23 protein-coding genes are annotated in these 26162 nt (G+C 44.6%); 13 read left to right on the top strand and 10 right to left on the bottom strand.

What is annotated here, in order from left to right; all coding sequences use genetic code 11:
* Window positions 1-54: 54 nt before the first annotated feature.
* Both L4D12_RS04565 and L4D12_RS04560 read right to left on the bottom strand, forming a co-directional pair.
* Entirely contained in the window at window positions 55-3171 is a 3117-nt protein-coding gene (locus tag L4D12_RS04565) for an efflux RND transporter permease subunit (protein ID WP_428446641.1), read from the bottom strand.
* On the bottom strand, window positions 3168-4358 hold the full coding sequence (locus tag L4D12_RS04560) for an efflux RND transporter periplasmic adaptor subunit (protein WP_428446640.1): 1191 nt from the start codon (window positions 4356-4358) through the stop codon (window positions 3168-3170). Before L4D12_RS04560 ends, L4D12_RS04565 begins: the two co-directional genes overlap by 4 nt.
* Window positions 4359-4473: 115 nt before the next feature.
* On the opposite strand from L4D12_RS04560, the gene L4D12_RS04555 reads away from it, so the two are divergent.
* The gene (locus L4D12_RS04555; RefSeq protein ID WP_428446639.1) at window positions 4474-5115 is read left to right on the top strand and encodes a TetR/AcrR family transcriptional regulator; all 642 of its coding nucleotides are present in this window, start codon (window positions 4474-4476) and stop codon (window positions 5113-5115) included.
* A gap of 127 nt (window positions 5116-5242) precedes the next feature.
* Complete coding sequence (locus tag L4D12_RS04550; RefSeq protein ID WP_428446750.1) at window positions 5243-6001, top strand: transporter substrate-binding domain-containing protein; 759 nt, start codon at window positions 5243-5245, stop codon at window positions 5999-6001.
* 115 nt (window positions 6002-6116) lie between these two features.
* Here L4D12_RS04550 and L4D12_RS04545 read toward each other — a convergent pair whose 3' ends face one another.
* A complete protein-coding gene (locus tag L4D12_RS04545) occupies window positions 6117-7631 on the bottom strand; it encodes a Na+/H+ antiporter NhaC family protein (RefSeq protein ID WP_428446638.1) in 1515 nt (504 codons plus the stop codon).
* Between the two features lie 330 nt (window positions 7632-7961).
* On the opposite strand from L4D12_RS04545, the gene L4D12_RS04540 reads away from it, so the two are divergent.
* Both L4D12_RS04540 and L4D12_RS04535 read left to right on the top strand, forming a co-directional pair.
* A complete protein-coding gene (locus tag L4D12_RS04540; protein ID WP_428446637.1) occupies window positions 7962-8453 on the top strand; it encodes a hypothetical protein in 492 nt (163 codons plus the stop codon).
* 94 nt (window positions 8454-8547) lie between these two features.
* Window positions 8548-8877, top strand: coding sequence for a hypothetical protein (locus tag L4D12_RS04535; protein WP_428446636.1), 330 nt, complete (start codon window positions 8548-8550; stop codon window positions 8875-8877).
* Window positions 8878-8897: 20 nt separating this feature from the next.
* Here L4D12_RS04535 and L4D12_RS04530 read toward each other — a convergent pair whose 3' ends face one another.
* Entirely contained in the window at window positions 8898-9833 is a 936-nt protein-coding gene (locus L4D12_RS04530; RefSeq protein WP_428446635.1) for a WYL domain-containing protein, read from the bottom strand.
* 310 nt (window positions 9834-10143) lie between these two features.
* Between L4D12_RS04530 and L4D12_RS04525 the strand changes: the two genes are divergently transcribed.
* A complete protein-coding gene (locus tag L4D12_RS04525) occupies window positions 10144-10656 on the top strand; it encodes a hypothetical protein (RefSeq protein WP_428446634.1) in 513 nt (170 codons plus the stop codon).
* Between the two features lie 19 nt (window positions 10657-10675).
* Here L4D12_RS04525 and L4D12_RS04520 read toward each other — a convergent pair whose 3' ends face one another.
* Window positions 10676-12058, bottom strand: coding sequence for a hypothetical protein (locus tag L4D12_RS04520; protein ID WP_428446633.1), 1383 nt, complete (start codon window positions 12056-12058; stop codon window positions 10676-10678).
* Window positions 12059-12244: 186 nt separating this feature from the next.
* Window positions 12245-12436 carry a hypothetical protein gene (locus L4D12_RS04515; protein ID WP_428446632.1) on the bottom strand — a complete coding sequence of 64 codons (192 nt, stop codon included), beginning with the start codon at window positions 12434-12436 and terminating at the stop codon, window positions 12245-12247.
* A gap of 427 nt (window positions 12437-12863) precedes the next feature.
* Here L4D12_RS04515 and L4D12_RS04510 point away from each other — a divergent pair, with 427 nt between their 5' ends.
* The 3 genes from L4D12_RS04510 to L4D12_RS04500 all read left to right on the top strand — a co-directional run bounded on the left by L4D12_RS04510 (window position 12864) and on the right by L4D12_RS04500 (window position 15515).
* Window positions 12864-14177, top strand: a complete 1314-nt coding sequence (locus tag L4D12_RS04510) for a ferredoxin reductase family protein (protein ID WP_428446631.1) — start codon at window positions 12864-12866, stop codon at window positions 14175-14177.
* 274 nt (window positions 14178-14451) lie between these two features.
* The gene (locus L4D12_RS04505) at window positions 14452-14661 is read left to right on the top strand and encodes a cold-shock protein (RefSeq protein ID WP_428446630.1); all 210 of its coding nucleotides are present in this window, start codon (window positions 14452-14454) and stop codon (window positions 14659-14661) included.
* Between the two features lie 305 nt (window positions 14662-14966).
* Window positions 14967-15515 carry a cytochrome b/b6 domain-containing protein gene (locus L4D12_RS04500; RefSeq protein ID WP_428446629.1) on the top strand — a complete coding sequence of 183 codons (549 nt, stop codon included), beginning with the start codon at window positions 14967-14969 and terminating at the stop codon, window positions 15513-15515.
* 85 nt (window positions 15516-15600) lie between these two features.
* Here the strand turns inward: L4D12_RS04500 and L4D12_RS04495 are convergent, their stop codons facing one another.
* Both L4D12_RS04495 and L4D12_RS04490 read right to left on the bottom strand, forming a co-directional pair.
* Window positions 15601-17373 carry a glycoside hydrolase family 36 protein gene (locus L4D12_RS04495; RefSeq protein WP_428446628.1) on the bottom strand — a complete coding sequence of 591 codons (1773 nt, stop codon included), beginning with the start codon at window positions 17371-17373 and terminating at the stop codon, window positions 15601-15603.
* Window positions 17374-17550: 177 nt separating this feature from the next.
* Window positions 17551-17787: an RNA recognition motif domain-containing protein gene (locus L4D12_RS04490; RefSeq protein WP_428446627.1), complete on the bottom strand. Its 237-nt coding sequence runs from the start codon at window positions 17785-17787 to the stop codon at window positions 17551-17553.
* A gap of 408 nt (window positions 17788-18195) precedes the next feature.
* Between L4D12_RS04490 and L4D12_RS04485 the strand changes: the two genes are divergently transcribed.
* Entirely contained in the window at window positions 18196-18684 is a 489-nt protein-coding gene (locus tag L4D12_RS04485) for a hypothetical protein (RefSeq protein ID WP_428446626.1), read from the top strand.
* A 40-nt stretch (window positions 18685-18724) separates the two neighbouring features.
* Here the strand turns inward: L4D12_RS04485 and L4D12_RS04480 are convergent, their stop codons facing one another.
* Window positions 18725-19870: a glycosyltransferase family 4 protein gene (locus L4D12_RS04480; RefSeq protein ID WP_428446625.1), complete on the bottom strand. Its 1146-nt coding sequence runs from the start codon at window positions 19868-19870 to the stop codon at window positions 18725-18727.
* 279 nt (window positions 19871-20149) lie between these two features.
* Between L4D12_RS04480 and L4D12_RS04475 the strand changes: the two genes are divergently transcribed.
* The 4 genes from L4D12_RS04475 (at window position 20150) to L4D12_RS04460 (ending at window position 25081) form a co-directional block, all read left to right on the top strand.
* Window positions 20150-21085 carry a glycosyltransferase family 2 protein gene (locus L4D12_RS04475; RefSeq protein ID WP_428446624.1) on the top strand — a complete coding sequence of 312 codons (936 nt, stop codon included), beginning with the start codon at window positions 20150-20152 and terminating at the stop codon, window positions 21083-21085.
* Entirely contained in the window at window positions 21082-22521 is a 1440-nt protein-coding gene (locus L4D12_RS04470) for a lipopolysaccharide biosynthesis protein (RefSeq protein ID WP_428446623.1), read from the top strand. The genes L4D12_RS04475 and L4D12_RS04470 overlap by 4 nt, the downstream gene beginning before the upstream one ends.
* Window positions 22522-22852: 331 nt before the next feature.
* On the top strand, window positions 22853-24430 hold the full coding sequence (locus L4D12_RS04465) for an ABC-F family ATP-binding cassette domain-containing protein (RefSeq protein ID WP_428446622.1): 1578 nt from the start codon (window positions 22853-22855) through the stop codon (window positions 24428-24430).
* Between the two features lie 54 nt (window positions 24431-24484).
* Window positions 24485-25081, top strand: coding sequence for a GNAT family N-acetyltransferase (locus L4D12_RS04460; protein ID WP_428446621.1), 597 nt, complete (start codon window positions 24485-24487; stop codon window positions 25079-25081).
* Between the two features lie 84 nt (window positions 25082-25165).
* Here L4D12_RS04460 and pepE read toward each other — a convergent pair whose 3' ends face one another.
* Window positions 25166-25897, bottom strand: a complete 732-nt coding sequence (gene pepE, locus L4D12_RS04455) for a dipeptidase PepE (RefSeq protein ID WP_428446749.1) — start codon at window positions 25895-25897, stop codon at window positions 25166-25168.
* Window positions 25898-26162: the final 265 nt, after the last annotated feature.

The raw sequence follows: 26162 nt of genomic DNA, 5'->3' as shown, positions 1-26162 counted from the left end.
ATGGCGGTGTCTACCGCCATTTTTATGTTTGATAGCCTATATTTTGAAGCATTATTAGGGGGTGGCTGTGGTGACAATGTCTGTTACCTCAGGTATGGCAGTTGTCTCAAGTGGTTTTATCTTCAGGGCCAGTCTAAAAGCGGCTGGTACAAAATAAAATGAAACAATGGTTGCTAATAAGGTCCCACCCGCAATAGCAATTGCGAAGGGGGGCCAGAAGCCACCCCCCGCCAGTATAAGAGGCATAAAGCCGCCAACGGTCGTGATGGTGGTTGACGTAATATGACGAGTACAACTCATGACTGCCACAAGAATGGCATCGATATCGCCAGTGAGGGCTTTAGGGCAGGCTTTGAGCTCCGCTAGAATCACTATCGCCGCATTGATGGCAAGCCCGACTAACCCAAGCAAACCGATAATCACAGTAAACCCAAACGGGTAATTAAATACCCAAACCGAGAACAGCCCTAACCCCGCAGCGAATACGCCGACTAAAAAAATAATTTGGCTTAACCGGAAAGAGTTAAACGAAATGACGACTACCGCGATCAGCAAGGTGATCACCATGGTGAGGTTCGCCATTAAATTGCCGACAGATTCATTGCGCTCTGCGGATTCACCGCCAAATTCTATCGTATAGCCACTGGGTATTGTCTGCCGATAAGCGTCAAGATTTTTCTGGAAATGTTCCAGTGCAGTTTGCGGTAAGACACCGGCTTGGAGATAGCCCTCGATAACATTGATTCTTTGACCATCGCGTCGCGGGATCGCCCCTCGGCTGGGGATCAAGGATAAATCCGCCAGTGCAAATATCGGCAGCGCATTCAAGTGTTGATGTGATTGTACAGGTAGGGGGAGGTTGCTTAATTGCTCCATATTTTCACGGCGATGATTGCTAACCCTGACCCTAACCGGGATTGATTCGTTAGCCTCAATAATATTACCGCTCAGGCGGCCAGTTAACGTTCCCTGGAGCAAATTAGCCAGGCCTCGTAGAGACAGCCCACTTAATTGGCTCGCCTCTTCGTTGACCTTGACCCAAACTTTCGGTGTACCGGGTTGCAGGGTCTCTCGGGTATGAGTCACATCAGGTGTATTGGCCATGATCAGCCGAATATCTTCGCCTATCGCTTTTAAACGGTCGAGGTTAGGGCCGTATAGCCGTACTTCAAGAGGGGCATTATACGGAGGGCCTTGTTCCAGTGTTCGAACTAACATCTGAGCTTGTGGCATCCGTAGATCAAGCTGCTGCTGCAATAGAGGAATAATACGCTTGGTTGTCTCAGCATTTTTGACCTTCACCATCGCTTGAGCAAAATATGGAGCACCTTGCTGGCGGGCAACTAAGTTGTAGTAGAAAGACGGGAAATTTCCGCCGACCATCCAGCTGATAGATTCAATATCCTTAAATTCTCCCACAATGAGATCCGCTTGCTGTGTCGCTTCGGTGGTGGCAAAAATACTCGACTGTGGTGGCATGAACAATTGGATTTCGAACATATCACGGTCAGATGGCGGGAAGAATTGCTCCGTTAGTTGAGTCGCTCCCCAAAAGCCAGTGATTGGTAGAATGCAAACCAGTACGGCTGTGATCACCGGGTGTTTTATCGCGAGGCGGATTGACTTGGCAAATGGCTCACTGATACGAGGAAGCCTGATGCCCGTATGATACCAACGGTTGCCTTGGGTGGCTGACGGTAAAAAGCGAGAGGCAAACCCAGCAACAATCGTATGGGATATCAAGTATGATCCAATCAAAGAGAAGCACACGGTTGTCGCAATCGCCCCTACAAATTCCCCTGCGGGGCCCGGCATTAAGAAAATAGGCGCGAACGCCAGAACCGTTGTCAGGGTTGATCCAAGAAGAGGGATCCATAAATGATGAATCGCTTTCAGAGCAGACTCAAGTTTGCCGATACCTTGTTGTCGGAGGTGTTGGATACTGTCAACCATGACGATGGCATTATCAACCATGATCCCGAGCGCCACAATTAACCCCGTGATCGACATTTGATTGATTGGCAACCCTGTAAATTTCATCATCGCTAGCGTGACTAAACTCGTGAGCGGCAGTGATAGGGCGACGATAAACGCAGAGCGAAAGCCCAGCGTGAGTAACAGCACCACTAAAATGATGGTGAAACCGACCAATAAGCTATTGTTAAGCTCTGCTAAACGGGTTTCGGTGTAACTCTGTTGCTCAAAGATAATATCAACTTGAATATTACTCGGGATATTGTTTTGATAGTTGGCTAAGAGGTGTCTAATCTGCTCGGTCCAGTTATCGACCCGCAGTGATGGCTGCATTCTGGCCGCAACAAGAATAGAAGGCTTACCGGAAACAAAGGCCAGCTCTGCTGGTGGTGACGCGGCTTTGCGCTCGACATCGGCAATATCTTCGACACGTATAAGGTAGCCATTTTCATCGATAGCGATGGGAACTTGGCGAACACGATCAAGTGAATCGAGTGAGTCTGAAACTTCTAAAGTAAAGTGATTGTTGCTATTGACCAAGGAGCCTGCTGAGTTTTTCGCATCAGCGTTCTCAACGGCTTGCGAAAGAGAGAGGGCGGATTGACCCAAAGCACTGGCTGCGCTGGGATCGAGCGACACTAAGATTTCTTCATCAGGCAGGCCGTAAGTGTCAACAAATTCAACGCCGTTGAGTACCCTTATGCGGTTGCCAAGCTCAATAGCATAACGACGAAGAGTGAGTAGGTCGGGCTCGCTATTACCTTGCCAGCTTAGCGCCGTGATTAAAGTAAAGGCATAACCGTGATCAGCATCGAGAGAAGGCGATGAAGCGCCGGGAGCAAGCAGTGGTTCGACGTCAGTCAGTTTATCTCTGGTCCTGGACCAAACGGGTATTGCATCGGTAATGGTATCTTTTAGTTCGATTTGCACCACTGAAATCCCCGGTCTTGAGACGGATGTCAGCCGTTTTATTTCATCAAGTTGCCGCAGGTTTGTTTCAATGTTTTCGGTTATGAGAGCTTCAACTCTTTCTGCTGTGGCACCGGGGAAATAAGTGATTACGCTGGCATAACGGTTATGGATCACCGGATCTTCCGCTCTAGGTAATGTACTGATGGCGGAAAAGCCAGCAACGATCAGTAATGCAACGGCAAGTACTAATAGGCGAATATTGCTGATGATAGGGCGAATGTTCATAGCTCAGCCTCATTGTCAGCATGATTCTCTAAGTGTTGACTCATGGCGTCGCGTACACTGAAAACAGCATCATCTGTTGAGTTATTGAGATGAACAGGTAAAGCTTTTATTGGTAGAACTCGTTGTCCCGGTACGAGTCGGTGTAGGCCATCCGCGACAATTTGTTCATTGTTCTCCAGCGCTCCAGTGACGTAAGCGTGGTCATTATTGGCATGGAGAACCTGAATTGAACGGCGCTCAATGGTTAGTTTATCCTCAACATCGCGTAGTACAAATACATTCCATACTCCGCGCAATCCGTCAGTCATTGCGGACAGTGGGATCCAGTAGCCGGATTGATGCTGGATATCATTGAAGTGCAGGTAAGCTAATTCACCATTAATGGTATGGGCGGTCTCTGGTAGCGCGAAGCGTAACTTGACGGTACGAGAAGCCGTATCAACATTAACACCTGGGTTAAGCAAGGTTACAGGGTAACTAGTGGTGCCAACCCGTAATGTCCAGTCAGTGTTTGTCATGAGTTTGGTTAGTTGTTTTGCGGGTACACCGATATGCGCCTCTTTGTGGGTGGTTGCCAGTAAAGTGAGAGTTGGCGCACCCGTGTTTATCACATCACCTTGTGAAACATACCGTTCGCTTATCATCCCGTGGTAGGGAGCATAGATTGTTGATTTTTTTTGTTGCAGTTGGTTGGCGGCTAATGAAGCGGTGAGCTGGCGAAAGTTGGCTCGCAACGCATCACGCTGGCTATTGAGGGCATCAAGATCAGACTCAGCACTAAAACCTTTGGTTTTCAGTTTTTGTTGCCGCTTTAAATTTGCTTCAATAAGGTCAAGTTGGGCTGTTACTTGCGCTTGTCTGGCGAGTAATTCATCCGCTTGTGTTTTGAGCAACTCGGTATCTAATATCAGCAGAGGATCGCCTTCTTTAACCTTATCACCAACATCAACCAAGATCTGTGACACTTTCCCGCCAAGCTCCACCCCTAAATTGGCTTGCTGACCCGCTTGTACCATACCAACATATTCACGTTCGACGGTGTAGTAAGTGGAAGGGGTTAGGGGAAGAGTATTCACGCTGAGCTGCGGCTGAGCCTGTGTTCGATCAGAGTGATCTGGGTTCGTGCTATTGCATCCTGCTAGCAATATAACGGCAACGAGTAAACTGGCTATCGTGATCCTTTGCATAATCTTCTGCCTTATTGATAAACTAGACTCCGTAGTCTAGTTGTAAAAATAATACAGTTAGACTGGACTGTCTAGTCCATTTGTATTATTAATTGTGCATATTGTATTGTTAATTATGCATGACGATATTGGTGTTAGTTTGTATTTGGGGGAAGTATTGAGTCAGAGAAGCAGCAAGAAGCGTGAACAAATTTTAAAAGCCGCGACAGAGCTATTCTGTGAGCAAGGCTATGGTATCAGTATGGATGCCATCGCAATAAAAGCACAGGTGTCAAAGCAAACGGTATATTCCCATTTTAAAACCAAGGATGAATTATTTGATACCTGTATACGGGCTAAATGCGCCGCTAGCCAGCTGGAGGTTAGCCTGATCGAAGATCCAAGAGATCCGGTGACGGTATTGTCTGACTTTGGTTGGTGGTTTCAGAATATGCTGATGTCCAATGAAGCAAAATATACCTATAAAATGGCCGTGAGCCAAAGTGATAGTCACCCTGAATTGGCACAGGTTTACCTGAATGCAGGGCCCAAAAGTACCATGGAAATGGTCGCTCAGTATCTTGATCTGCTCGTCACACAAGGAGAACTGTGTCATGGCATCAATAGTCAGGATGCCGCTATGCAGCTGTTATTGATGTTTCATGGTCGATCTGTGTACTGGGCTTATCTGGGTCAGGACTCGGAAGAAACAGAGGCCGAGCGCAAAGCCTATCTGCAATCCGTGGTTAAGATGTTTTTGCGAGGATATCAAAGTTAAAAAAATGGTACACCGGATCTCAAAATATAACTGCTACCTTTATAGATAACCTTGTCGATATAAGAAGTAAGAGGTATCTATGGCGGTGTGGTACATCAAAAAAGGTACGATTTATCTATTTGTATTGATGTGTCTTTTTTCAACAATAAGCCATGCCGCGTCAAGCCGCTTGACGGATATCATCAAGAGTGGCGTGCTGCGGGTCGGTACAACCGGTGACTGGAACCCGATGACGATTCGTGATCCGGCGACAAACTTTTACCGGGGCTTTGATATTGATATCACGACAGAATTGGCAAAAGATCTGGGTGTGACCGTGGAGTACGTGCCTACAACATGGAAGTTGTTGGTGAACGGTATCGTGACAGACAAATATGATATGACAGGGAGTGCGTCCCTAAATATGCATCGAGCCCGATTAGCAGGTTACAGCGACACTTACTTTTATCTTGCCTTTGTTCCGGTTATTCAGAAAAAAAACCTTAAACGCTTCCGAAAATGGAGTGATTTTAATTCGTCATCCGTCATGATCACCTCCATCACGGGGACAGTGCAGCAAAGTATCGTTAAAGCATTATTACCCAGCTCGCGCCAAACCAGTGTTGATGTGCCCGCTGTTGCCCACCAGCACTTGATCGATAGCAAAACGAACGCCATCATCACATCAAATATTGAGGCGGCCTCACTGGTGAGCCGTTATCCCCAGCTCAGCGTCGCGCAAGTCGATGGTATGCGTTACCCAACGCCAATCGCTATGTTACTGCCTAAGTCTGACCAAATTTGGATTAATTATGTTAACCACTGGATCGAGTTAAAAAAGACGCAAGGATTTTTTGATCGTATTGCAAAAAAATGGGGATTAGCTGAGCTGAAACTGGAGAAATAGCCGACCCTTATCTGAAAGCTGATGGGTAAACTCGGAGTGAAAAAGAAGGGAAGTAAGAGGGTATTCAAACAGCCATTATCGACTGTTTGAATACCGTTTGAGCATACTGGACGTATTAGGCGAGTGATTCTGCGTTACATGAACGCTGCTGACGATAGTGCCATTTTGATAATCCATAGACTAGGAAGGCTTGGGCAATCAAAGCGACGATTAAAATGACAGGGCTTGCCATGACACCAGCAATAAGAAAGCTGACTAACGCGATTGAACCATTGAGCAGCGCATAAGGTAACTGAGTTCTGAAGTGCTCAAATTGATCACAGCCAGCGCCCGTCGACGATAAAATAGTGGTTTCAGAGATGGGTGAGCAATGGTCGCCAAATAACCCGCCAGATAACACAGCACCAATACTGGCATAGAGTGGCGCATCAATGGCAATGGCCGTCGGGATCACCAGTGGCATCATGATTGCAAAAGTACCCCATGATGAACCTGTTGCGAACGAGATAATGGCAGAGAGCAAGAACGCTACCGCGGGTACTAACCAATACGGAAACCCTGATTGAGCTTGCTCTGCAATATAGGCTGCTGTCCCGAGTTCTTTCCCCACGCTGCTTAACGTCCATGCCAGTATTAATACGATGGCAACTTGCATCATATTCCCCATCCCCTTGAGGTAAACACCCAGTCCATCATTTAATTTGCGCACACCGTGAAATGCCATGAGAGCAATCAGGGTGATCGATGCAAAGAAATAAGCGCTGGATAGAGCCGCACGGAAAACAGAACCTGAAACCTTTGCGAAAGGGAAGCCAAGAGGGGCGAGCATGATCACGAGTACTGATGCCATCACGATCAAAGGAGCAAATACAAATGATGCCTTGGCATTATTATGGGTGAAGGGCTTGAGAGAGTCAGAATTGGCTGCCGTTATAATACCTTGTTTCGCTTGTTCTTCAGCAATGGCCATCGGGCCAAAGTCAAACCGTTTAATCGCAAGTAAAGGCACGATAAAAATGGCTAGGAAGGCATAAAACTGAAATGGGATAGCGTGAATAAATGCTTCCCAATCTGTGATACCGACATCTAGGGCATTAAACTCTTTTTGCAGTAGCCCCATGATGTAAACCCCCCAGCCAATAAATGGGATCAAGATGGCAACAGGTGACGAAGTCGAGTCGATAATAAAGGCCAATTTTTGGCGTGATACTTTTAACTTGTCAAATAGAGGACGGAATACTGGGCCAACAATTAAAGGGGTACCAAGATCGGAAAAGAAGATAAAAATCCCGCCAGACCAGGACGATAACTGAGCACGGCATTTTGAGCTTATCCAATGGGTGACTTTAGCCGCAAAAGCCTGACCACCGCCAGATTGCTCCATCAAGGCAACAAAACCACCAATGAAGACCAATAGAACAATAACCCCTGCGTTATACGTATCAGTTAACTGTGGGACTAGGTAGTCTTTAACTAACGTACCAAAGGTATCGAGGGGTGAGATGCCATTAAGCATCACAACGCCACTGAACACACCACCAAATAAGCCAATCACAACGTTTCGTGTTGTTAGCGAGAGCGCAAGCGTAATAATAATGGGTATGAGGGTGGTTATATCCGGTTGAGCCATAGTGCAATCCTTGCTAGGTATTTTTTAAATCAAAATAGTGTTTCATTGTCGGGCGAATATATAGTTAATTGATTTACCTGTATACTGCCATTAACGTGATCTAATTAACTTTTTTGTCAATATGTGGCACGGTGATATTTTCGGCGATAACAAAAAAGTACCGCAGACGCAGAAAGGTCACTATGCTCAAGCACCGTGTCAATTTACCTGAATGGATCTCACACAGGCTAGTGAGTCGCTGGTGAATGTTAATGAATAGGCGCTCAACACGGTAAGTTGAGCGATTTTCTGGTATTCTTCCTTATCCAATATGAATACCCAATAAGCATCATGAAACAAACGCCACATTCACCTGAACCTCAACAGCCTCAAAAAACATCACGCCGCGATCAACCACGCACAGAGCAGTATGGCCTCTCTGAAACCCGATTTTGGATCCAACGGCTGAGTAAAACCGCGATAAGAGCATTGCATATATTGGGCATCGCCGGGAGTGCGGGTGGCATTCTGTACGGTATTGAACGAGAGTTATGGCTGCACTGGTGGATAATGGCAATGGTGACAGGGCTGATTATGGTCGGATTGGAAATTCGCCAATCTAAACTGTGGCTGATCCAACTGAAAGGCGTGCTGACTTTCGTGAAGTTGGGCTTGATAGGCTGTTTTTTCTGGTTGCCTCAATATAAACCCGCACTGTTTATTACCGTATTGTTAATGTCAGTCGTGATTGCTCACGGGCCAGCAGGACTGCGCCATTACTCCCTCTGGCATCGCCGCCGAATCGATGACAAACCGAGCAAAAAAAGACAAGTAAACGGATAACGCATAGCAAAATTGTTATTTACTGGGTTAGGCTTACCAACCCGCACTACACTCATTATTAGGACAAAATCACGTTCAGTCATGGAGGTAGGTTATGAAAAAAATGCTGGCAGTTATTTTCTTTTCAGTGGTGATGGTAGGTTGTTCCATGTCTGTCGATGAACGGGCAGACGACTATGTAGATGCAAGCTTTACCCTGTGTGGTGCTAAAGTGCAGTCCTTCTCACAAGGTGATGATGGAAAAATTCGGGTTGTTTGTGAAAATAACAGCTATTTTTCCGTGAAAGATAAGACAACCCTTGCCTATATGCACGAGCTGAATGGTGCATACTGCCACGGCAAAGGGTTTACAACATTCAACGAACGGAGTCGTTATTACACCTTTACTTGCCGTGGCGATAAACAGTTTAATATTCCTAAATAAGAGCGATCCGGCGAGACAAATCAGTCATTGCTGGTGTCATGATAGCCTGGTGCCAGCATAGCGCTGGTTACCTGATACAAGGCTTGAGGGTTACCTAGCGCCAGCTGATATCCGACATAGTCGTGCAGGCGGCCATCCAGGCTACAATCAACTTCCCATTTTCGTAGCAGGTAACCAGCCAGTGCCGCGCGGGCTTCAATCACTCGCTTGCCGCCCTTCATTTCATAATCGAGCTCAATCGCTTCTGGATTCCCTTGTTTAGGATGGGGGATGAGTTCAAGCTCGACATATTTTTGCCATTGGCGATCAGCCTCAATAGCTTCATGACTTTCTGGCGATTGTTCAATGATCGCGGCAGATAGCACACGGTTACAGACCACATCCATAAACTGGTTATTCTTGCGATCAAAAGAGCGGACATGCCAGCGATTACCCGAGTCGACCAAACTGTGTGGGGCAATAACTCGACGGCTCTTACCACTAGACGTAGAAATATAGTCGATTTCAATTAACTTATTGCGGTAAATGGCTTCGCACAGTCTTGCCATCACAGGCGTGCGCGGCACCGTGAGAGACTTCGGTGACGCACAATTGATCGGAAAGTCCTGATGACCGGAAAAGCCGTCGCCATAACCCAGTGAAATGGTTGCTAGCGTTTTTTGCAGATCAAGTTCGAACAACGGAGAAAACCCCGATTGCTTGAAATACTTTTTCGACCGCATATCGAGTTTTAGGTTATCAGGGATGAGTTCTTTATATAGCGCAAGATCCCGAGTGGTGGCTGCATGGCCCACGGCAAAGCGATCAATCAAATCTTTCCGTGTGACTTCGCCAAGAAAATACAATGCAAAGTCAATGAATGCCAGACGCTCGCGTTGTGCAGAGCCAATAGCATTTAGCTTTTGCGCGATGGCAGCATTATGAGTGAGTGCCTGATTGTCGAGTTGTAGAGTCATGGTTATTTATCCAGTACTTTTTATGCTCCTTAATATAATGTGAAAACGAGCAGATGCAAGCCGAATCACAAAGAGTTACCAAAATAGATGATGAAGATGGGCTTAATAGGCGATTAAATTGACAATGGTATCTACTCGTTGCGAGTATCACACTGTGCTTTCGTACAAAAAACACCCTGCCTGTGTGTAGGGTGTCAGATAAAATGAATGAGTTCGTTTATAAAATTGGTTAGTTATTCCGCAGCTAATACCTTTTGGGTGATTATTGCTCGAATATACGTAATATTTCAGATGCATTTCATATAAGGATATGGAAAATATTGCATGTAATTTATTGTTGTTGAACTCACTCATCATTGTTATCAATAAGATGATGGTTCTAGGGTATACGCACGTGGACATCACTGAAAAGCAACTAAAACAAGCCTATCGCGCGCTGCTGGAAGGAGCGGTGTGTATTGATGATAATTTGGCGCTTGGTGTGCTTGTTTATGTCGATAGTTTGATGGTTATCCAAGGGATAACTCGCAAGGATTATCTTACTTATGAACAACTGCAAACCCCTGACAGTCTGATCCGCATGGGATCATTGATGCCGATTGATTTCTTCGGTTCCAATGACAATCCCAACAACTGCAAACCATGCCGAGATAGCAATTTCAAGCCTATCACGCTGAAAGTCTGTGATCTGATTGAGCTCCCCGATCAATACCCAGAGCGAAACTGGCGCACCGTTGCCCAGTTTGAGTCTGACGATATCGCCAGTGCCATTCATACCCTGCTGAATATGTTGTGTGATTCTGTTGTCGCAGCGCAACAATAGAGCGTGAAATGTACTTACATTACCAACTGGGCTTAATTTTCAGTAATCCGCCAGTGGTGCCTTGCCAGTACACTTGGCCAAAGGTCATATTACCTGCCAGTTGTAGGGTATCAAAGATTCGCCCTTCGCCGACGGGGTGGGTGGCTAACACCTCGCCTGAGTGAAAATCGATGACATTGTAATAATACGCTTCCCCCTGACGTTCAAAAGTATAAATGCTCTGATCACCTACCGATAGTTTGGGGACCGCGGCGGATCCAACATTATTCGACCAGACAATTTCGCAGTTGTGCTGCGGATCAATATCGACGCGGAACATACCTGACTCCATCGGTGCACTGTTAGGAATGGAAGGGGGCAGCGTGCCATCAATGGGGTATGGGTAGCCAAAGGTGTTTGAGGTGATCACTGAATTGCCGATACCAATCGGGGAGTTCTCAGATGCGTAGTGGACGTTATGTGGTAAGTCTACCTTGCAGAGTAATGGTTGTTCGCTTGCCTGTGCATGGTAAATCAGCAGGGCATCGCCATCTTTGGCATTGTCTAAAATGGTCACGTAATCGGTGCCATTTTTTGGACCAAAGAACGTTGGGCTGGCACCTGTACCGTGTGACAGTTTACCCGGTTTACGAGCTCGCCCGCGGTCGTATGATTGTCGCCATAGCTTGTTGATCTCACCGTTTCGATAGGTGTACAGGTACAGTGCATGATCGGTGGCGATAGCCACTTTACCATCACCAGAGTTAGCAAAAGAGTTGTGGATCTCTTCACCTTCTTGTAATCGTGTTGCGGTAATTTCACCACTGTAAGTATCGTAGCGGCCAAGTAATGCTTTATCTGTTGCGAACCAGATTCCGCCATCAGCGGCAGGGTTGATCGCATTCAGAAATTCACCGTCAGGTATGACACTGGAAAGATCAACCTGTTGTTGAATAGAAAGATCCCAGTCGCCATTGTCATTCTTAGTTTCAATAAACAGCAGAGAATCAGCACCGCCTGCGATCACGATTTGATCGTGCTGATTGATATAGGCATAGATCCCGCCAAAAGTTGATCCTTGATTGATCGCCATTTTGGCAAGTTGCTTTTTCGTGTATTGATCAATGATATAGATGACCGGAGCTTTAGTTTGAAAATCGGTACAGACGACAACGGGATGGCCGTATGAATGAATTAATACGGTCGAGCACGTTCCTCCTAAATATACGAACTCTGATCTCACCCGTAAGCCAGGGCCGACGAGATCGGTTGTGTCAGATGCCGCAGAGTCGCTGTGCATGGTCGCAGAACCGTCAAGACCAAGGTGTGGATTGCTGGGAGGACGGGGACCCATCGCCAATGCTTGAGTGGTTGTACAAACCAATATGATTGCCGCACTGGCTAGCGTACGCAGTGTGTTCATTGTAAGTTCCTTCTTATTGAAATAATCAATATGTTCCAAAAATGCGGTTTGTTGCCATGATTGATTTTAAAAGTGTGATGTGGCTCTGGGAATATAGACAGATTAAAAGTAATGGCAGAGGGAAGAAAACCAGAGGAAACACGGACATTGTTTCCCCTGATTTTGTGATGGTCTAGCTTGGAGGCCTTAGAGCAAGCCAGCTACGCGTGCTTGGCGTAGTACGACAGGATTAACCTTGTCATAGGCTGTGCTCCAGAGTGCGGTGATATATTGTCGTTCTTCTCCTTGTGCTTGTTGCTCCAGCTGTTCAAGTTTACGCAGTTCATCCAGTGTTAATGGTTGTGTAAACAATGCCTTCGCTAACTTCAGTTTTTCCATCTGCCTAACTCCTGCAATACTAAATTGAAAAGTTAACTTTTTGCAGGGGCAGATAACTTTTCAATATAAGCATCGACTAGGCAGAATGGGTCTGTCTATAACCCTATCTATCTGGGCTTAATGATGTCATGATTGAACCCACAGTTGTTGGTTTTTAGGTAGTCACTACGTGTAATCGGTGATCTGGCTAGAATAATTGCTGTTGAACCAGTTTAGTTTCTGCTGAAAAATTTGATCAAAAACGATCTTGGTAAGGGGCTTTGATTGCGGTTGAAATAATGGTTTCGCTGTCATCAAAGTAAAGTAATTTCAGTGAAAGTCAGTTTATGTCAATAATATTAAACATAGGTAAATCGACTATTTGTTTTAAATGTATTGCATATTATAGCCGTATTCTTTTTACCTATTATGGGTTACATAAATGATAATGCTGAGATTAACATTATTGATGGTGGCATTATGGCTACCCACTGTATTTATGGATAGCGGAGAGGCAAGTGGCTTTATTTTCTGGCGGCATCAACTTACGATGTTAACCGGATTTATAAGCTTGGGTTATATGTGTATCGCCGTATTATTAATTGCACGTTTTCGCTGGGTCGAAGAATGGGTTAATGGCCTTGATAAAGGGTATGCGCTACATAAGCAACTGGGGATTGGGGCCGTTGTCGCGTTAGTGGCTCATTGGCTGGTCATTAAAAGTGCCAAGTTACTGATAATGTTAAATTTGCTTTCAAGGCCGGATAGACCCCGTATCGCGGTTGAAGGGATTAATTGGCCTAGTCTTGCTGAACAAGTTGGCGAATTTGCATTTTATGGTTTGCTGATTTTTAGTGTGATCAGTCTTGCGCAAGTGATTAGTTATTCAAAATTTAAATATACCCATAAAATTGGTGGTGTTCTGTTAATCGCCAGCGTATTTCATGCCGTATTTCTGCTTGATTGGAATCTTTTTTCGTTAACGATGAACAGTGCCATTATTGGGCTGTCTGTAGTCGGGGTTGGGTGTTCAATACTGTCGATAGTTGGCGTTATTGGTAAAGAAAATAAAGTTGAAGGAAAGGTCATTGCAGTTGAGCATTTTACTGATGTAACCAATGAAAGTACCGTGTTAAGGGTAAGTATTCAGCTAGAATCTGCCATTCGTTATCAGGAAGGACAGTTTGCATATTTGAGTTTTCATGATGGTGAACCACCGCATCCTTTTTCTATTCTAAACTATGATGCCGATAATCAGGTGGTTGAGTTTGGTATAAAAGCGCTGGGGGATTATACCAATAGGCTGGTTAATCAGGTGGATGTTGGTCTGGCTGTATCGGTTGAAGGTGGCTATGGTCGATTTCAAATCTCAAATTTTAAGCAACAAGTGTGGATTGGTGCAGGGATCGGTATTGTACCGTTTATTTCAAGATTGTATTGGTTGAAGTATCAAGCCCAAAGCCGTCATAGCCTGTTAGAGAACATCCATTTGTTTTATTGTGTCAGCACCCAAAATCAGGCGCATTTCTCTCGTGAAATTATCCGGTTGCTCGAAGGGATGGATTTTATTACGCTGCATATTGTTGATACTGAACACGCAGAGCGACTCAATGCTGAGATGGTGTTGCAAACGATAAAGCATACCGATGTTGATGTGAGTTTCTGTGGCCCAGAACGTTTTGCTCAATCATTACAATGTGATCTCATGAGGCAAGGGTTACCCAGACAACGTTTTCATCGTGAAAATTTCAAAATGCGTTAAAGGTTTCGGCGTGGTTTTTACAATAAAGCATTTAAAATCATATGATTATGCTTATTCTTTACAACGCCTAGTTTTCAAGGAATAATGGAGCCGCTCTGCTGTTCAGCGTTATGAATGAAACATCAAGTAAAAGTAAAACGCTTTGAATAGCTTCATTATTGTTGTAGTCCTCAGTGTTTCCCTTCACTTTATCGTCACATTTAATAATTCAAACTCCTAGCGCATCGCATTTTATCAGTGACAATTTTCATGAATTTTAAATTAAGGACTACTTATGTCTCATAAGGCAACGGGTTTAGTTAAATGGTTTAACGAAGAGAAAGGTTTTGGTTTTCTAAGTCAAGACAACGGTTGTGCAGACGTATTCGTTCACTTCAGCGCAATTTCTAACGGTTTAACGACGCTTTCTGAAGGCCAAAAAGTGTCTTATGACGTAGAGCAAGGACCAAAAGGTTTTCAAGCTGTGAATGTTGTCGTTTTATAATCTATACCTAAGTACCTCAAGATGCTCGTTTCAGCGAGAATATCTTGGCTTCTAATCAAGGCGTAGATTTGTAGACATAGTGGTTTTGCGGTAAAAATCTGCTTATATCATCGTTGATCAATAAGAAAATGCTGGCTAAGGCCAGCTTTTTTATGTCTGCCGTTTATTATACAAGTTAGGATGGGTTTTTATAAGTTGGTTATAATGTAAGTAATAGTCATAAAATTAATACAATGTATTGATTGAATAGCACAAGTTGGTGTGGTTTTATCAATCAATTATGTGGGTTATTGCTTGGTTTTTATATGTTATTAAAAATACAGAATTATTTTTCTTCAAAATTCCCAACGCATATTCGACACCTTCACTATACCGTGATTTTTTTAGTGTTGGCGCAAATACTACTGAGTAATGGTATGCATCTGACTAAACAGGGAGTTATTCAAGATACGGTGATCGCACAAACTACCACTTGGGCGCATATTATTGGTGGCTGTACTTTTTTCATCGTGATCATCCTGTTTACTGCTATAGAGCTGAAAACCCATGGTTTTCAGTATTTTTTTCCTTATTTGTGGGGGAAGTTCGATCAGATCAAAGAGGATGTCGCACGACTTCGGTCAATGCAATTGCCAGAAGCAAAACCTCAGGGTATTGCGGCATGCGTACAGGGCCTAGGGCTCGGTGCGGGTTTATTGGTGGTGTTCTCCGGCTTGACCTGGTTCGTATTGTGGCTGAATGACAGCGCGTATGCCTATGATGTTCGAGAATTGCATAAAACCCTGACCGGCTTGATAGAAGCCTACATCATCGGCCATGGCGCGTTGGGCTTGCTGCATATTGTTAGATCTTGACACTCAGTATCAGTAGATAACAATGTCATAGGGCGACTGCGGTTAAGCGGCTGCCCTTGTGTGTTTTTAGACCGATTTATTCGGCTTAGCAGACAATAGCACGTGCTTGTAAGTATGGTGCTGACGCTGTTTGAGGCGTCGTTGCTTCAAGATCGGATTCAAATGTCACATCGAAATGTGTACTTGGGCTCTGAGTCAGTTTCTCCCCACTCCAATAATCATACCAGTGCACGGGCTGCTTAGCAGTCAGGGTGAATACCTGATGGTCGTGATTGAAATTAAACAGGCAATGCAGCTCACTGTTCTCAGTCAATGGTAATTGGGCATGGGATAGATCGAGCGAGCTGAATGTGGCCGTTTGTTGGTTCAGCTTTTGCCGGGCAATGAGCTGGGTGAAACTGGCTTTAGCAAATGGGGTGATCTCGGGTAAGGGATCGCCTGAAAGCAGTAAACCGCCACAGGCCAGCATGGCAGTACGGTGAAACGCATAGCTGGCAGCATCGGTCGCCTGATCCGGTAACGAGGTCAGCGTGACGCAATCTGGGTCAATCTGCCACAGTTGGCGATGTTGCCAAGACCGATAAAAATTTTCTTTCGCAATTTGCTCAAAGCGCTGTGGTTGGCGTTCTACATCATCAGAGACCCGCATGGCATCTACCAAGCCCAGTGATGGCCACATAGGGGCATTGCAGCCCAGTAACCATGCATCGCCAGAGCCTGCTGCAATGGCTTCCATCCCCATTCGGTATGCCTGAACGCCAGTTACACCAGGCTGATAACGTTCACCTTTGAGAGTGCCCCAATAATTGGCATCCAGTTTGAACAGCTCAACGCCCCAGTCTTCACGCATGGTTTTTACCACATGGGTCAGGTGGGCCTGTACCTCAGGGTGGGAGGTATCTAAAATATACCAAGGGGTACAGCGCCAACCGCCATAGGTAATGTCTTCGGCTTTAAGTAATGTGCCGTCGTTATGCTTAACAAACCATTCAGGGTGCTGCTTGAATATCTGTGATTCTGGCTGGGCGATGAAAGGTGCCATCCAGATTGCGGGCTTTTTGCCTTGCGTTTTAATGGCGTGGATCAACTCTTTAACGCCACCTGCGAATTTATCTGATGGGGTAAGCCAGTCACCCATAAAGGCTTGATAGCCATCATCGAGTAGTACCCATTCCAGATCATTAAGATCACCGTGCATTTCCGCGACATTTTGCTTGATATTCTGTTCGGTGACATTGGCGTAATAGGCATACCAAGAACACCAGCCAACAGGTGCGTTTTGTGTGACACCTAAACGGCGAGGGTGGTGGGCTTGGATTAGTTTTGCATACTGACCATAAACATTGGCCAGTGAATCCCCGGTTATGATGCAAACGTTTTCAAGCTGATCGGTTTCCCAATACTGTGTTGGGCTATTTTCGCCATCAAGATAGGCATGAATTGCGGTATCAGCTGCGGCCGTGGCGATCTCAAAATACCCTGCAAAGCGATGGCACGTCGTAAAGCCAAACAAAGTATAGCCATCGGTGTGTTCAATAACCAAATAGTTATAGAAGCGCTTAGGGGCATCTTGAGGATATAGACGGTAGCTGTCGTTATTGTCTGGACAGCGGCCAATATCAACCAGTTGGTTGACGGTTCCTGCGGTCTGGGCCAGCATCTGGAAGCCGTCGCCGATCAGTCTGGCATTAGGGTCAATAGCATAGGAAATAGTGGCGATGGGAAAACAAGCTGGCAGTGAAGAATTGTTGTTAGTGTGAAACCGTAGTGCTAATTCATTGCGGTTGATTTCGTAGGAAACATTCGGCTGCAGGCACGCTACAGTGCAGCCATTTTCTAACATTACTGTTTGGATCATAACATGACTCATTCAAAAGCAGACGCCTGTTGCGTCGGTTGGATTAAATCATGGAATCGTTTACACAGTCTGTGAGTCGGCTTTAATTTTGAGTATTTGATGGTGTGGATGCATTGGTTTGGGTATTAAAAAAGCCAGCACATGGTGTAGCTGGCTTTTACATACTGGAATGACTGATTAGTCGGCTTGCTTAACGCGAATTTTGCTTTTAGCAACAGCTGTGAGATTCAGGCTAGCAATGGCCGATGTGGCTTCAGCATCATCTGGCATTTCAACAAATGCAAACCCTTTTGATTTCCCTGTCTCTTGGTCTAAAACAAGGGTGCATTCAGTAACAGAACCGTGAGTGGAGAACAGATCACGGATTTCTTGTTCAGTGGTTGTGCGTGCTAGGTTGCGTACTAAAAGTTTCATAGAAAACCATTTGATATGAAAGTTATCGGGTAATTGTCTCAGGTTGCTGGGGTTAAACCAAGGAAATACTGATGCTAACTACCGTTATCATTGATTTAGAATGATCGTGTTATCACTCATGGTTAAACAGGGGGCACAGAAATTCATCACTATGGGCGATTTACATGCACATCATACTCGAGTAATCAAATCAGGCCCTTCGGGAGTGAGCCTTGAGGTAACTTGGGTATCTCTATTTTATGTGAGTTCGCCCCCACATTGAAATGTCAATGATACCAGACAACTTGATAAAATGTTTTGTCTGATCGTGAATCATAAACATTATGCTACTTATAATCTCTTTCCTGAGTTATATAATACGGTTTGATACTTTTACAACAGTAATCCTTAATCATGGAATGAATTTAAGTGAAAATAAATACAGTATTAATGTGTGTTATCTGGGCGGTAGTGATTACGCTGGGAATTGTTGACGAACATTTTAGAGAAATTAGAGGAAACTATGTTTATATGTTTTCGCTATCAGTCGCTTTCATTATTTTAATTTATTCATGGTTTGTTTTTGATGCTAGGACCATTCACTACACACCATCGGGTAAATTGAAACTTGTAGTTTTGATGTTTTTAATAATAGCAGTTCCCTATTGTTTAATACCACCGTATGGGTTTGTAATTCCTTATTTAATATCATCTTCAATAATGGCATCATTTTATTTTAAACCTTCTTACGAATTGAATTTAATTTTTGTATTGTTATTATTAATGGCTGTGTGTTTTTTCTTTGTTAAATATAAGGGTTTTCGTCGATCAGTCGGATCATTTATTATATTTATTGGATGGCTACTCTTGTATTTATCCGTTATCACTATAACCAATGTTGTCATCAAATATGTGTGATTAGTTTGACGAATTGGAATTGTATTTATATATAACGTGGTTAATTTGGATTTTCTATCCAGCTCGACAGTTGTTGGGCTTGCTTAAAGGCATTAAAGTGTTCGACAACGCGCGCTCTCGCCATCTGGCCCATTTTTGAACGTTCCATCATGGGCAGTTGGGCAAACTCCTTAATGCGCTGTCGCAGTTCGTCTACGTTCTTTTCGTTGACCAGAAAACCCGTACCAGGGGCAACAATTTCTTTGCACCCCATTATGTTGGTTGTGATAACAGGAGTACCTACTGCCATGGCTTCTTTCAATACCAGTGGGCCTGTATCAACACAGCCGGTTTGAGAAAAACAAAATGGGGCGATTAAACAGTCATATATTGCTAAATTATCCTTAACCCAATCGTGTGGTTTTGCGCCTAAAAACGAGATGTGATCAGAGAGGCCGTGCTGTTTAACTAGGGTTTTAAGTTGATCCTCCATTTCACCCGTTCCGACTATGTCAAGGTGGATATTAAGTGGTGTAGCGACAGGTGCGAGTGCTTCAATTAAATGATGGATCCCCTTTTGCTCAACCAAACGGCCAAGAAATATCAGTTCCAGCTGTTCAGTTCTTGTTTTGTGTTTCATTGTGAATTGGTCGGTTTTTACGCCGCAGTGTAAGAGCTTGATGTTGCCATTTGCCATATTATTAAAGTCATTTTGCATGTCTTTGCATACCGCAACAACGAAGTCGCTGGCAATAATCTTCTGTTCAATATCATAAGCTGACTCATAGACATCATGACCGTGAGCAACAAAAGAGCAAGTGATATTCAGTAGCTTAGCGGCGACGATAGCGTGAGCTGCGGTGTGTTGACAGAAATGGGCATGGACATGCTTAACGTCCATTTTTGCAAGTTGCAGTGCCAGTTTCATACCGTAGTGAAAAAGGGATTTTTTCGGCATGCTATTTTGTTCACGGACAAACTTTATGGCGGCTAAGGTGCCCGAAAGATGAATATTCTTGCACATATTGGTGTGCACATTTTCTCCAATCTGAAGAATGTCATAGTCAAACAGTTGTTCGGTTTCTTCTATTTCAAACGTTAAAACACATACCTCATGCCCACACGCCTTAATAGCGTCAACTTCGGTTTGGATGAAGGTTTCACTGAGCACTGGATAAGTCGGAGTGATAAATGCCACTTTTTTCATCGTCAAGCCCTTCTATAACGGTCTAAACCTTAAAAGCAAAATATACGCCAAAAATTACATTAATCGTATCAGTTGGTTATTGCATTGGATAAATATCTTTAGCGATCTCGAACAGGTTGTTCTTAAAATGATAAGCAATATGATAGCGATGATGGGCTGGGTACATGTATATATGTGGAATTTTAATGCTTGGATAATTTATATCAAAAATTCAAGCGGTTATGTTATGGCGTGATTTCTGCATCAATCAAGATAAATATGACGGCAAGAGAATAAATCATGGCTAAAGTATCAGTTGTCATCCCAACCTATAATTGCCTGACATTTTTACCTCGGGCTGTCAGTAGTGTCCTAGAGCAAACCCACCAAGACCTTGAATTAATCATTATTAATGATAACAGTAGTGATAATTCAGCGGATTACCTCAATACATTAAAGGATAACAGAATAAAAACCATCACTACGCTGGGTGTTGGCGCATCACAAGCGAGGAACGTAGGTATAGATCAGGCGTGTGGTGAATATATTGCTTTTTTAGATGCCGATGATTTCTGGTTATCGGAAAAACTGTCACGACAACTTAAACTGCATTCGACGTATTCGAATATAGCAATGAGTTTTACCAACTATGAGCATTTGACTGAAACCTATCAACCCATTGTGGATTGTTTCAGGTATTGGGGATATTCACCGGATGGTGAATATGGTTGTCTAGAAAAGCCGTTGGAACTTATTCTTCAAAAGAACATCATCGGTACATCAACGGTGATGATAAAAGCCGATGTGCTACAGCGGATAGGGGGATTTAATACCGAGTTACAATACGGTGAAGACTGGGATTTATGGCTGAGAATCTGCGAAAGCCATGATATTGGTCTGCTGAACGCTACACAGGCAGGCTACCTGATGCGGCAGAGTTCTTTAACCCAAACGGAAAGTTTACGGTTGAGAAACCTGCGGTGTATCGAGTTTATTTTAGCGCGCTATCAGAGAGAGAGGCAGCATTGGAACCTACCGTACTCAACGTTGATAAAAGCAAGAGCAAGAATATTGGAAGGGTATGCGGATTATCACCGTGGTTTACAGCAATATCATGTCGGTATTTTGTTTGGTTTACGTTCATTGCTACTGGATCCGAAGGGAAGAAAGCTTCGTAGTTTATTCGGAGATTGTAAGCGCCTTTTGGGGCTGAGAGCAAAGGAGTGCTGTAAATGAACTCGTTAAAGCAAGCGGCATATTACGCGATAGGCATCATTTTGATGAAAGGGCTCTCTCTTATCATGATTCCCTATATTACGCATACAATGACCCTTGCGGAGTATGGTTCATTAGAGTCGCTTGTGTTGCTTGCTGATATAGGCACTATTCTATTTAGCTTTGGTATCGTGGATGCGATGTACCGGTATGTAGGTACAGCAAAAGGTGACGCAAAACGCGATCTCATTTCGAATTGCTTTACCCTGAGTGTGCTGGTTTGTGTGCTGGGGGCGACGCTAATCGCAATGAGCCTGCCGTGGTTGATCATGGTGCTGCCAGTAAAGTTTGAGGCTTATCAAATTTTGCTTTTACTTATACCGACCATGCTAGATGGCGCGATTTCCATTCCAATGACACTGCTACGAATGAATGCGCTGGCCCGGCGTTTTTGTCTGTTAAATGTATTAAAAGCCGCCTTACAGGCATTAATGACCTTTGTGTTGTTGGAAGCGGGTTATGGTATTGATGGTGTACTCATTTCAGCGGCGGTTTCAAGTGTCGTATTGTTGCTGTGTCTGCTCGGTTATCAATGGCAAGAGATGGGGCGGTTTGGTTATCTCAAGTCGTCGAAAGTGATATTAAGCTTTGGTTTTCCTGTCTTAGTCGGCGGTACATCGCTTTATATGATTAATGGGTTAGATCGATGGTTTCTGGCAAGCTTTGTCGGGGTTGAAGAACTCGCAGTATATGCGGTAAGCGCGAAATTTGCCTTGATGCTGGGGTTGATACTTCAGCCGTATGCTTTGTGGTGGTTTCCTAATCGGGTTGCCATGCTTCAGAGAGATGATGGAAATAAAATCTGTGCAGACAGAGCCATTTTGGGGGTAAACCTTGGCATTATTATCGGCATATTTATGATCTTGACAGTGCCGGGGTTTATCACTTTGATTTTGCCTGATAGTTATCAGCAAGCAGGGACGATTGTGGTGGCTTTGTTGGTAATCGGTGTTATTAAAAATAGCGGGGACTACTTAAATCTAGGGTGTTACAGCGGGGATTCCAGTTACGCTCAGATGTGGATACAGGGAATTTGTGCCATTATTGCAGCAAGTGGCTACTTTATCGCGGTGCCCCTTTACGGACTATGGGGTGTCGCTGCCGTGCTTATGACTGCTTATTTGCTTCGCTTGATGTTGCTTTATATCTGCAGCCAGTCGATGGAGTTCCTGCCTTATGAGCATTCCAAGTGGCTAATATGCTTTGCAATTGCACTTTCTACCTTTTCGCTGAATCGGTTTTTAAGCCATGTACTGACTGGCGTACCTGAATTATTGCTGGGTATTTTTATTAGCGTAGTGGCTCTGCTTTGCTTTATTAAGTGCGGGGTTATTTCGATTCCCCATGAAGTCTTTTCCAAACTGGGCATTGGCAGACGTACCCATGATGAGGTTTGAAGTAAAAGGCGGAAATGCTCTATCTCATTTCGTGATCGCACCCAATGAAAGCAGCTCGCATGTATTATATGATTCATTCATCACCTCACTAGGAGTTTACGCCATAATGAAAAACTAACACCTGTCATCCATATTCATACATTTTATTTGGATCTACAGGGTTAGTAGGCGTAGCTTTTTCTGTGCTTTATTTCGTGCTATCTCACCGTTATCGCGGTGCTTAATCATGTCATTGTTGTCTCTAGAATCGGCAAACGTGTCGTTGCTTGGCTGCGCTTAAGAGCGATCTGATCTTTCAGATTGTCGTGCCCTGTTTCATACAGGAGGTACTATGTCATTAGTACAAGCGAGTAATATTTCTCTTCAATTTGAAAATGGCGATAAGCTGTTTTCGGGGATCTCATGCCAGCTTCACGCTAGGCGTGTTGGGTTAGTTGGTCGAAATGGCGTCGGGAAGACTTTATTTGCTGCGGTATTGGCCAAGCAGATCGAGCCGTCACTTGGGACAGTAAAATTACAAGCTCGCACCCAAGTGTATTCACAATTGCCAATATCAAACCAATTCAACAGCGTAACCATCGCTGAATTTCTTGGCGTGAATGCGGTACTTGAAGCATTGGAGAAAGTGGCCGCGGGCCATTGCGAACCTTACTGGTTCGACATAATTGGTGAACAGTGGCAACTGGAAAGCGAATTGCACGCTTTATTAACTGAGCTTGGCTTACCGCCAGACTCGACCCAGTTATATGGAGCGTTAAGTGGTGGACAGCAAGCGCGTTTGCAATTGTGGAAGCTATTTCAGTCTGATGCGGAGTTATTGATCCTTGATGAGCCGTCAAACCATTTGGACCGAGGATCAAAACACTGGCTTGTTGATCAACTCGCCCGATTTTCTGGGCATGTACTATTGATCAGCCATGATCGAACGTTACTGCGCGGGATGGAGCAAATTTGGGAGTTAAGCAGCTTGGGGCTAACGCAATACGGTGGAAACTATGACTTCTACGTTGAGCAAAAAGCTCAGGAAGTTAACGCGGTTGATCGGCAGCTTAAAACCGTGCAGCGAGAAGAGAAAATGCTGGCAGTTCAAGCTCAGCGCAATCGTGAGAAAGCGGATAAACGCGCCGCCAAAGGGAAGCAGATGCGTAAGCAGGGAGGGATGCCCAAAATAGTTCTAAACGCGATGAGGAGTAGCGCCACTGCCAGCGAGTCAGGTCGGGTGAAACAGCAGCAGAGCCAGAGAGAGAATGTGCAACATAAAATTCAGTTACTCCAGCAACGTCGCGAGCAGCTGAAGCCGTTAACCATGTCTCTGCGCGATGTAGAGGCTAAAAAGGCCGGATTGGTTTCAATCATTAATGGCGTTTTACCTTTTGGCGTATCATGTGTACTGAATCTGGATGTCTCGACCAAAGATAAAGTACATATTCAAGGTGATAATGGATCGGGTAAGTCAACTTTATTAAAAGCGATCAGAGGGTCAGTATCATTAACTCAAGGCGAGATCAAAGTTAATGCACCCGTTTATTACCTAGATCAGTATTTTGGTTTATTGTTAACCGAGCAGTCGATGCTTGAGAATATTACGTATTTTTGCTTAGGCATGTCGGAAACGGAGGCCAGAACCTTATTGGCCGGGATCGGATTTCGTCGGGATGATGTGCATCGGCGAGTCAGCGTGTTGAGTGGCGGTGAGAAGATGAAGCTCGCGATGCTGGTGGTTAGTCATCAGGCTGATCAACCGTTGCTATTGCTTGATGAGCCTGATAATCATCTTGATATAGCGTCGAAACTGGTATTAGCAGAGGCCCTCAACCGATTCAGCGGGGCTTTTTTGCTGATCAGTCATGATGATGAATTTGCTGCGGAATGTGGTGTCACTAAGACGTTATCGTTAAGTCATTATTAGAGCATCATTTATGGATTTATTTACGTAATATTTGACAAGATTGACGGGAAATATATGACAGAGAGTGTGATCAAGTTGCCTTACTGTGTGCCTGATGACATGCAGGCACAGGTCATCATTAGTATCGTAATGGGGTTTGCAACCGATCCGACGGCACGCTGGTGCTGGCCTGACAATGATGTTTATTTGCAGACCATGCCGAATTGGGTCATGGCCACGGGGGGAAAAGCCTTTGGCTTGGGGACGGCACAATACCATAACGGATGCGGTGCACTGTGGTTGCCGCCGGGAGTTCAGTCCGATGAAGATCAATTAGATGCGATAATACAATCAACGATGACAGAGCAGCAACAAAATACTGTTGCGTTGTTAGGGGAGAAATTGAGTCCTTTTGAACCTGATGTTCCCCATTGGTATTTACCGTTAATTGGTGCGGAAAGTTCAGCCCGTGGTCATGGTGCTGGCTCGACGCTTATCACGAGTGTGACTCAAGAATGTGATCGCAATGGGCGACTCGCGTATCTGGTATGTTCAAACCCTTTTAATGTCGGCTTTTATCAGCGGCAGGGATTTGAAGTCATGGGTGAAGTACATGCTGGAGACTTTCCGGTTATGACGCCGATGTTACGCTACCCACGCCAGGGAGCGTAATCGCTCGGCGATAATACAGTTTAAGCTTTGATCTGCTTTCGATTTCAAGTAAAGCACAACGCTTGCGTTGTGCTTTTTGCGTATTTAGCCATCTAAGCCCAGTAGCTCACTCACATCGCTGCCTGCTGCAATGATGCGACGCTCTTGGTTTAGAGAGAACCAATGAAGTGGTTTACCATTAGCCGCTTCATAGGTCATTGTCGTATCAGAGACCGCTAACCATGATCCTTCAGGGATCCCGATAACGGATTGGTGGGGATTGACGATCAAAAATTCTTCAATACGTTCATCACGGGTTTCCCCCATGTGACCTTCAATGCTTGCTTCAATATAGTGCGCATTAATCTGAAAAGGCACAAAGCTAAGTGACGGGGTAATGGCTGCACTAACGATGCACATATCATTGGTGGTACGGATGGTTGGTGCACTGATTACAGTACCTGCACTCCAGCCAATATAAGGTACTCCGCGCTGCATGACAGCTTGTTGGATTGGGCCAATTAAGCCTAAATCATGGAGGGTCTTATTCAATACCCAAGTGTTACCGCCACTGACAACGATGGCATCGGCATCACGTATGGCTTGTACAGGATCTACGGCCTGATGTAACCCTGTCACATTTACATCAAGATGGCTCAGGCTGTCAGCTACCATTGCAGCACGATCATCATGACTGCTACGGATCACGGCGTAGGGAATGACCACCACATTTTTCACTTTTTTCCGCGTCAGTAATTCAGTGATCGCGGGAAGGGCGAATTCCATTACTTTAGTGTTACCAGCAACTTTGCCATTGCTGAGGAGTAAGAGATCCATCATTTATTCTCTTGTTGAAGGAAAACTAAAGTAGCATGGTAGCGTAAGTAATAGGTCAGAAAGGTGAATAGCAGCACAAAACCCATTACTTTTCTGATTACACAGCTTGAGTGATTACATTTTGCCAATCAGTTATCGCTTTGTCTGTTATTTCAGCGAAACCTATTCTGGCAACAGACATGGGTTGCCCAACGCCGTTGTTAGAGTAGAATCAAGCAGATGAGGGAATATACCCAAATTACCTCAAGAGTCTGGATTCAGTGTG

Source organism: Photobacterium nomapromontoriensis, from assembly GCF_050336815.1.
Lineage (GTDB): Bacteria > Pseudomonadota > Gammaproteobacteria > Enterobacterales > Vibrionaceae > Photobacterium > Photobacterium nomapromontoriensis.
The sequence above is the reverse complement of the archived record's forward strand: the minus strand, read 5'-3'. Positions and strand labels throughout refer to the sequence as shown.

Bases quoted from the DNA above. Each gene is read 5' to 3' on its own strand.
- L4D12_RS04565 (WP_428446641.1), bottom strand. From the start codon at position 3,171: ATGAACATTCGCCCTATCATCAGCAATATTCGCCTATTAGTACTTGCC.
- L4D12_RS04560 (WP_428446640.1), bottom strand. From the start codon at position 4,358: ATGCAAAGGATCACGATAGCCAGTTTACTCGTTGCCGTTATATTGCTA.
- L4D12_RS04555 (WP_428446639.1), top strand. From the start codon at position 4,474: ATGCATGACGATATTGGTGTTAGTTTGTATTTGGGGGAAGTATTGAGT.
- L4D12_RS04550 (WP_428446750.1), top strand. From the start codon at position 5,243: ATGTGTCTTTTTTCAACAATAAGCCATGCCGCGTCAAGCCGCTTGACG.
- L4D12_RS04545 (WP_428446638.1), bottom strand. From the start codon at position 7,631: ATGGCTCAACCGGATATAACCACCCTCATACCCATTATTATTACGCTT.
- L4D12_RS04540 (WP_428446637.1), top strand. From the start codon at position 7,962: ATGAAACAAACGCCACATTCACCTGAACCTCAACAGCCTCAAAAAACA.
- L4D12_RS04535 (WP_428446636.1), top strand. From the start codon at position 8,548: ATGAAAAAAATGCTGGCAGTTATTTTCTTTTCAGTGGTGATGGTAGGT.
- L4D12_RS04530 (WP_428446635.1), bottom strand. From the start codon at position 9,833: ATGACTCTACAACTCGACAATCAGGCACTCACTCATAATGCTGCCATC.
- L4D12_RS04525 (WP_428446634.1), top strand. From the start codon at position 10,144: ATGGAAAATATTGCATGTAATTTATTGTTGTTGAACTCACTCATCATT.
- L4D12_RS04520 (WP_428446633.1), bottom strand. From the start codon at position 12,058: ATGAACACACTGCGTACGCTAGCCAGTGCGGCAATCATATTGGTTTGT.
- L4D12_RS04515 (WP_428446632.1), bottom strand. From the start codon at position 12,436: ATGGAAAAACTGAAGTTAGCGAAGGCATTGTTTACACAACCATTAACA.
- L4D12_RS04510 (WP_428446631.1), top strand. From the start codon at position 12,864: ATGCTGAGATTAACATTATTGATGGTGGCATTATGGCTACCCACTGTA.
- L4D12_RS04505 (WP_428446630.1), top strand. From the start codon at position 14,452: ATGTCTCATAAGGCAACGGGTTTAGTTAAATGGTTTAACGAAGAGAAA.
- L4D12_RS04500 (WP_428446629.1), top strand. From the start codon at position 14,967: ATGTTATTAAAAATACAGAATTATTTTTCTTCAAAATTCCCAACGCAT.
- L4D12_RS04495 (WP_428446628.1), bottom strand. From the start codon at position 17,373: ATGATCCAAACAGTAATGTTAGAAAATGGCTGCACTGTAGCGTGCCTG.
- L4D12_RS04490 (WP_428446627.1), bottom strand. From the start codon at position 17,787: ATGAAACTTTTAGTACGCAACCTAGCACGCACAACCACTGAACAAGAA.
- L4D12_RS04480 (WP_428446625.1), bottom strand. From the start codon at position 19,870: ATGAAAAAAGTGGCATTTATCACTCCGACTTATCCAGTGCTCAGTGAA.
- L4D12_RS04475 (WP_428446624.1), top strand. From the start codon at position 20,150: ATGGCTAAAGTATCAGTTGTCATCCCAACCTATAATTGCCTGACATTT.
- L4D12_RS04470 (WP_428446623.1), top strand. From the start codon at position 21,082: ATGAACTCGTTAAAGCAAGCGGCATATTACGCGATAGGCATCATTTTG.
- L4D12_RS04465 (WP_428446622.1), top strand. From the start codon at position 22,853: ATGTCATTAGTACAAGCGAGTAATATTTCTCTTCAATTTGAAAATGGC.
- L4D12_RS04460 (WP_428446621.1), top strand. From the start codon at position 24,485: ATGACAGAGAGTGTGATCAAGTTGCCTTACTGTGTGCCTGATGACATG.
- pepE (WP_428446749.1), bottom strand. From the start codon at position 25,897: ATGGATCTCTTACTCCTCAGCAATGGCAAAGTTGCTGGTAACACTAAA.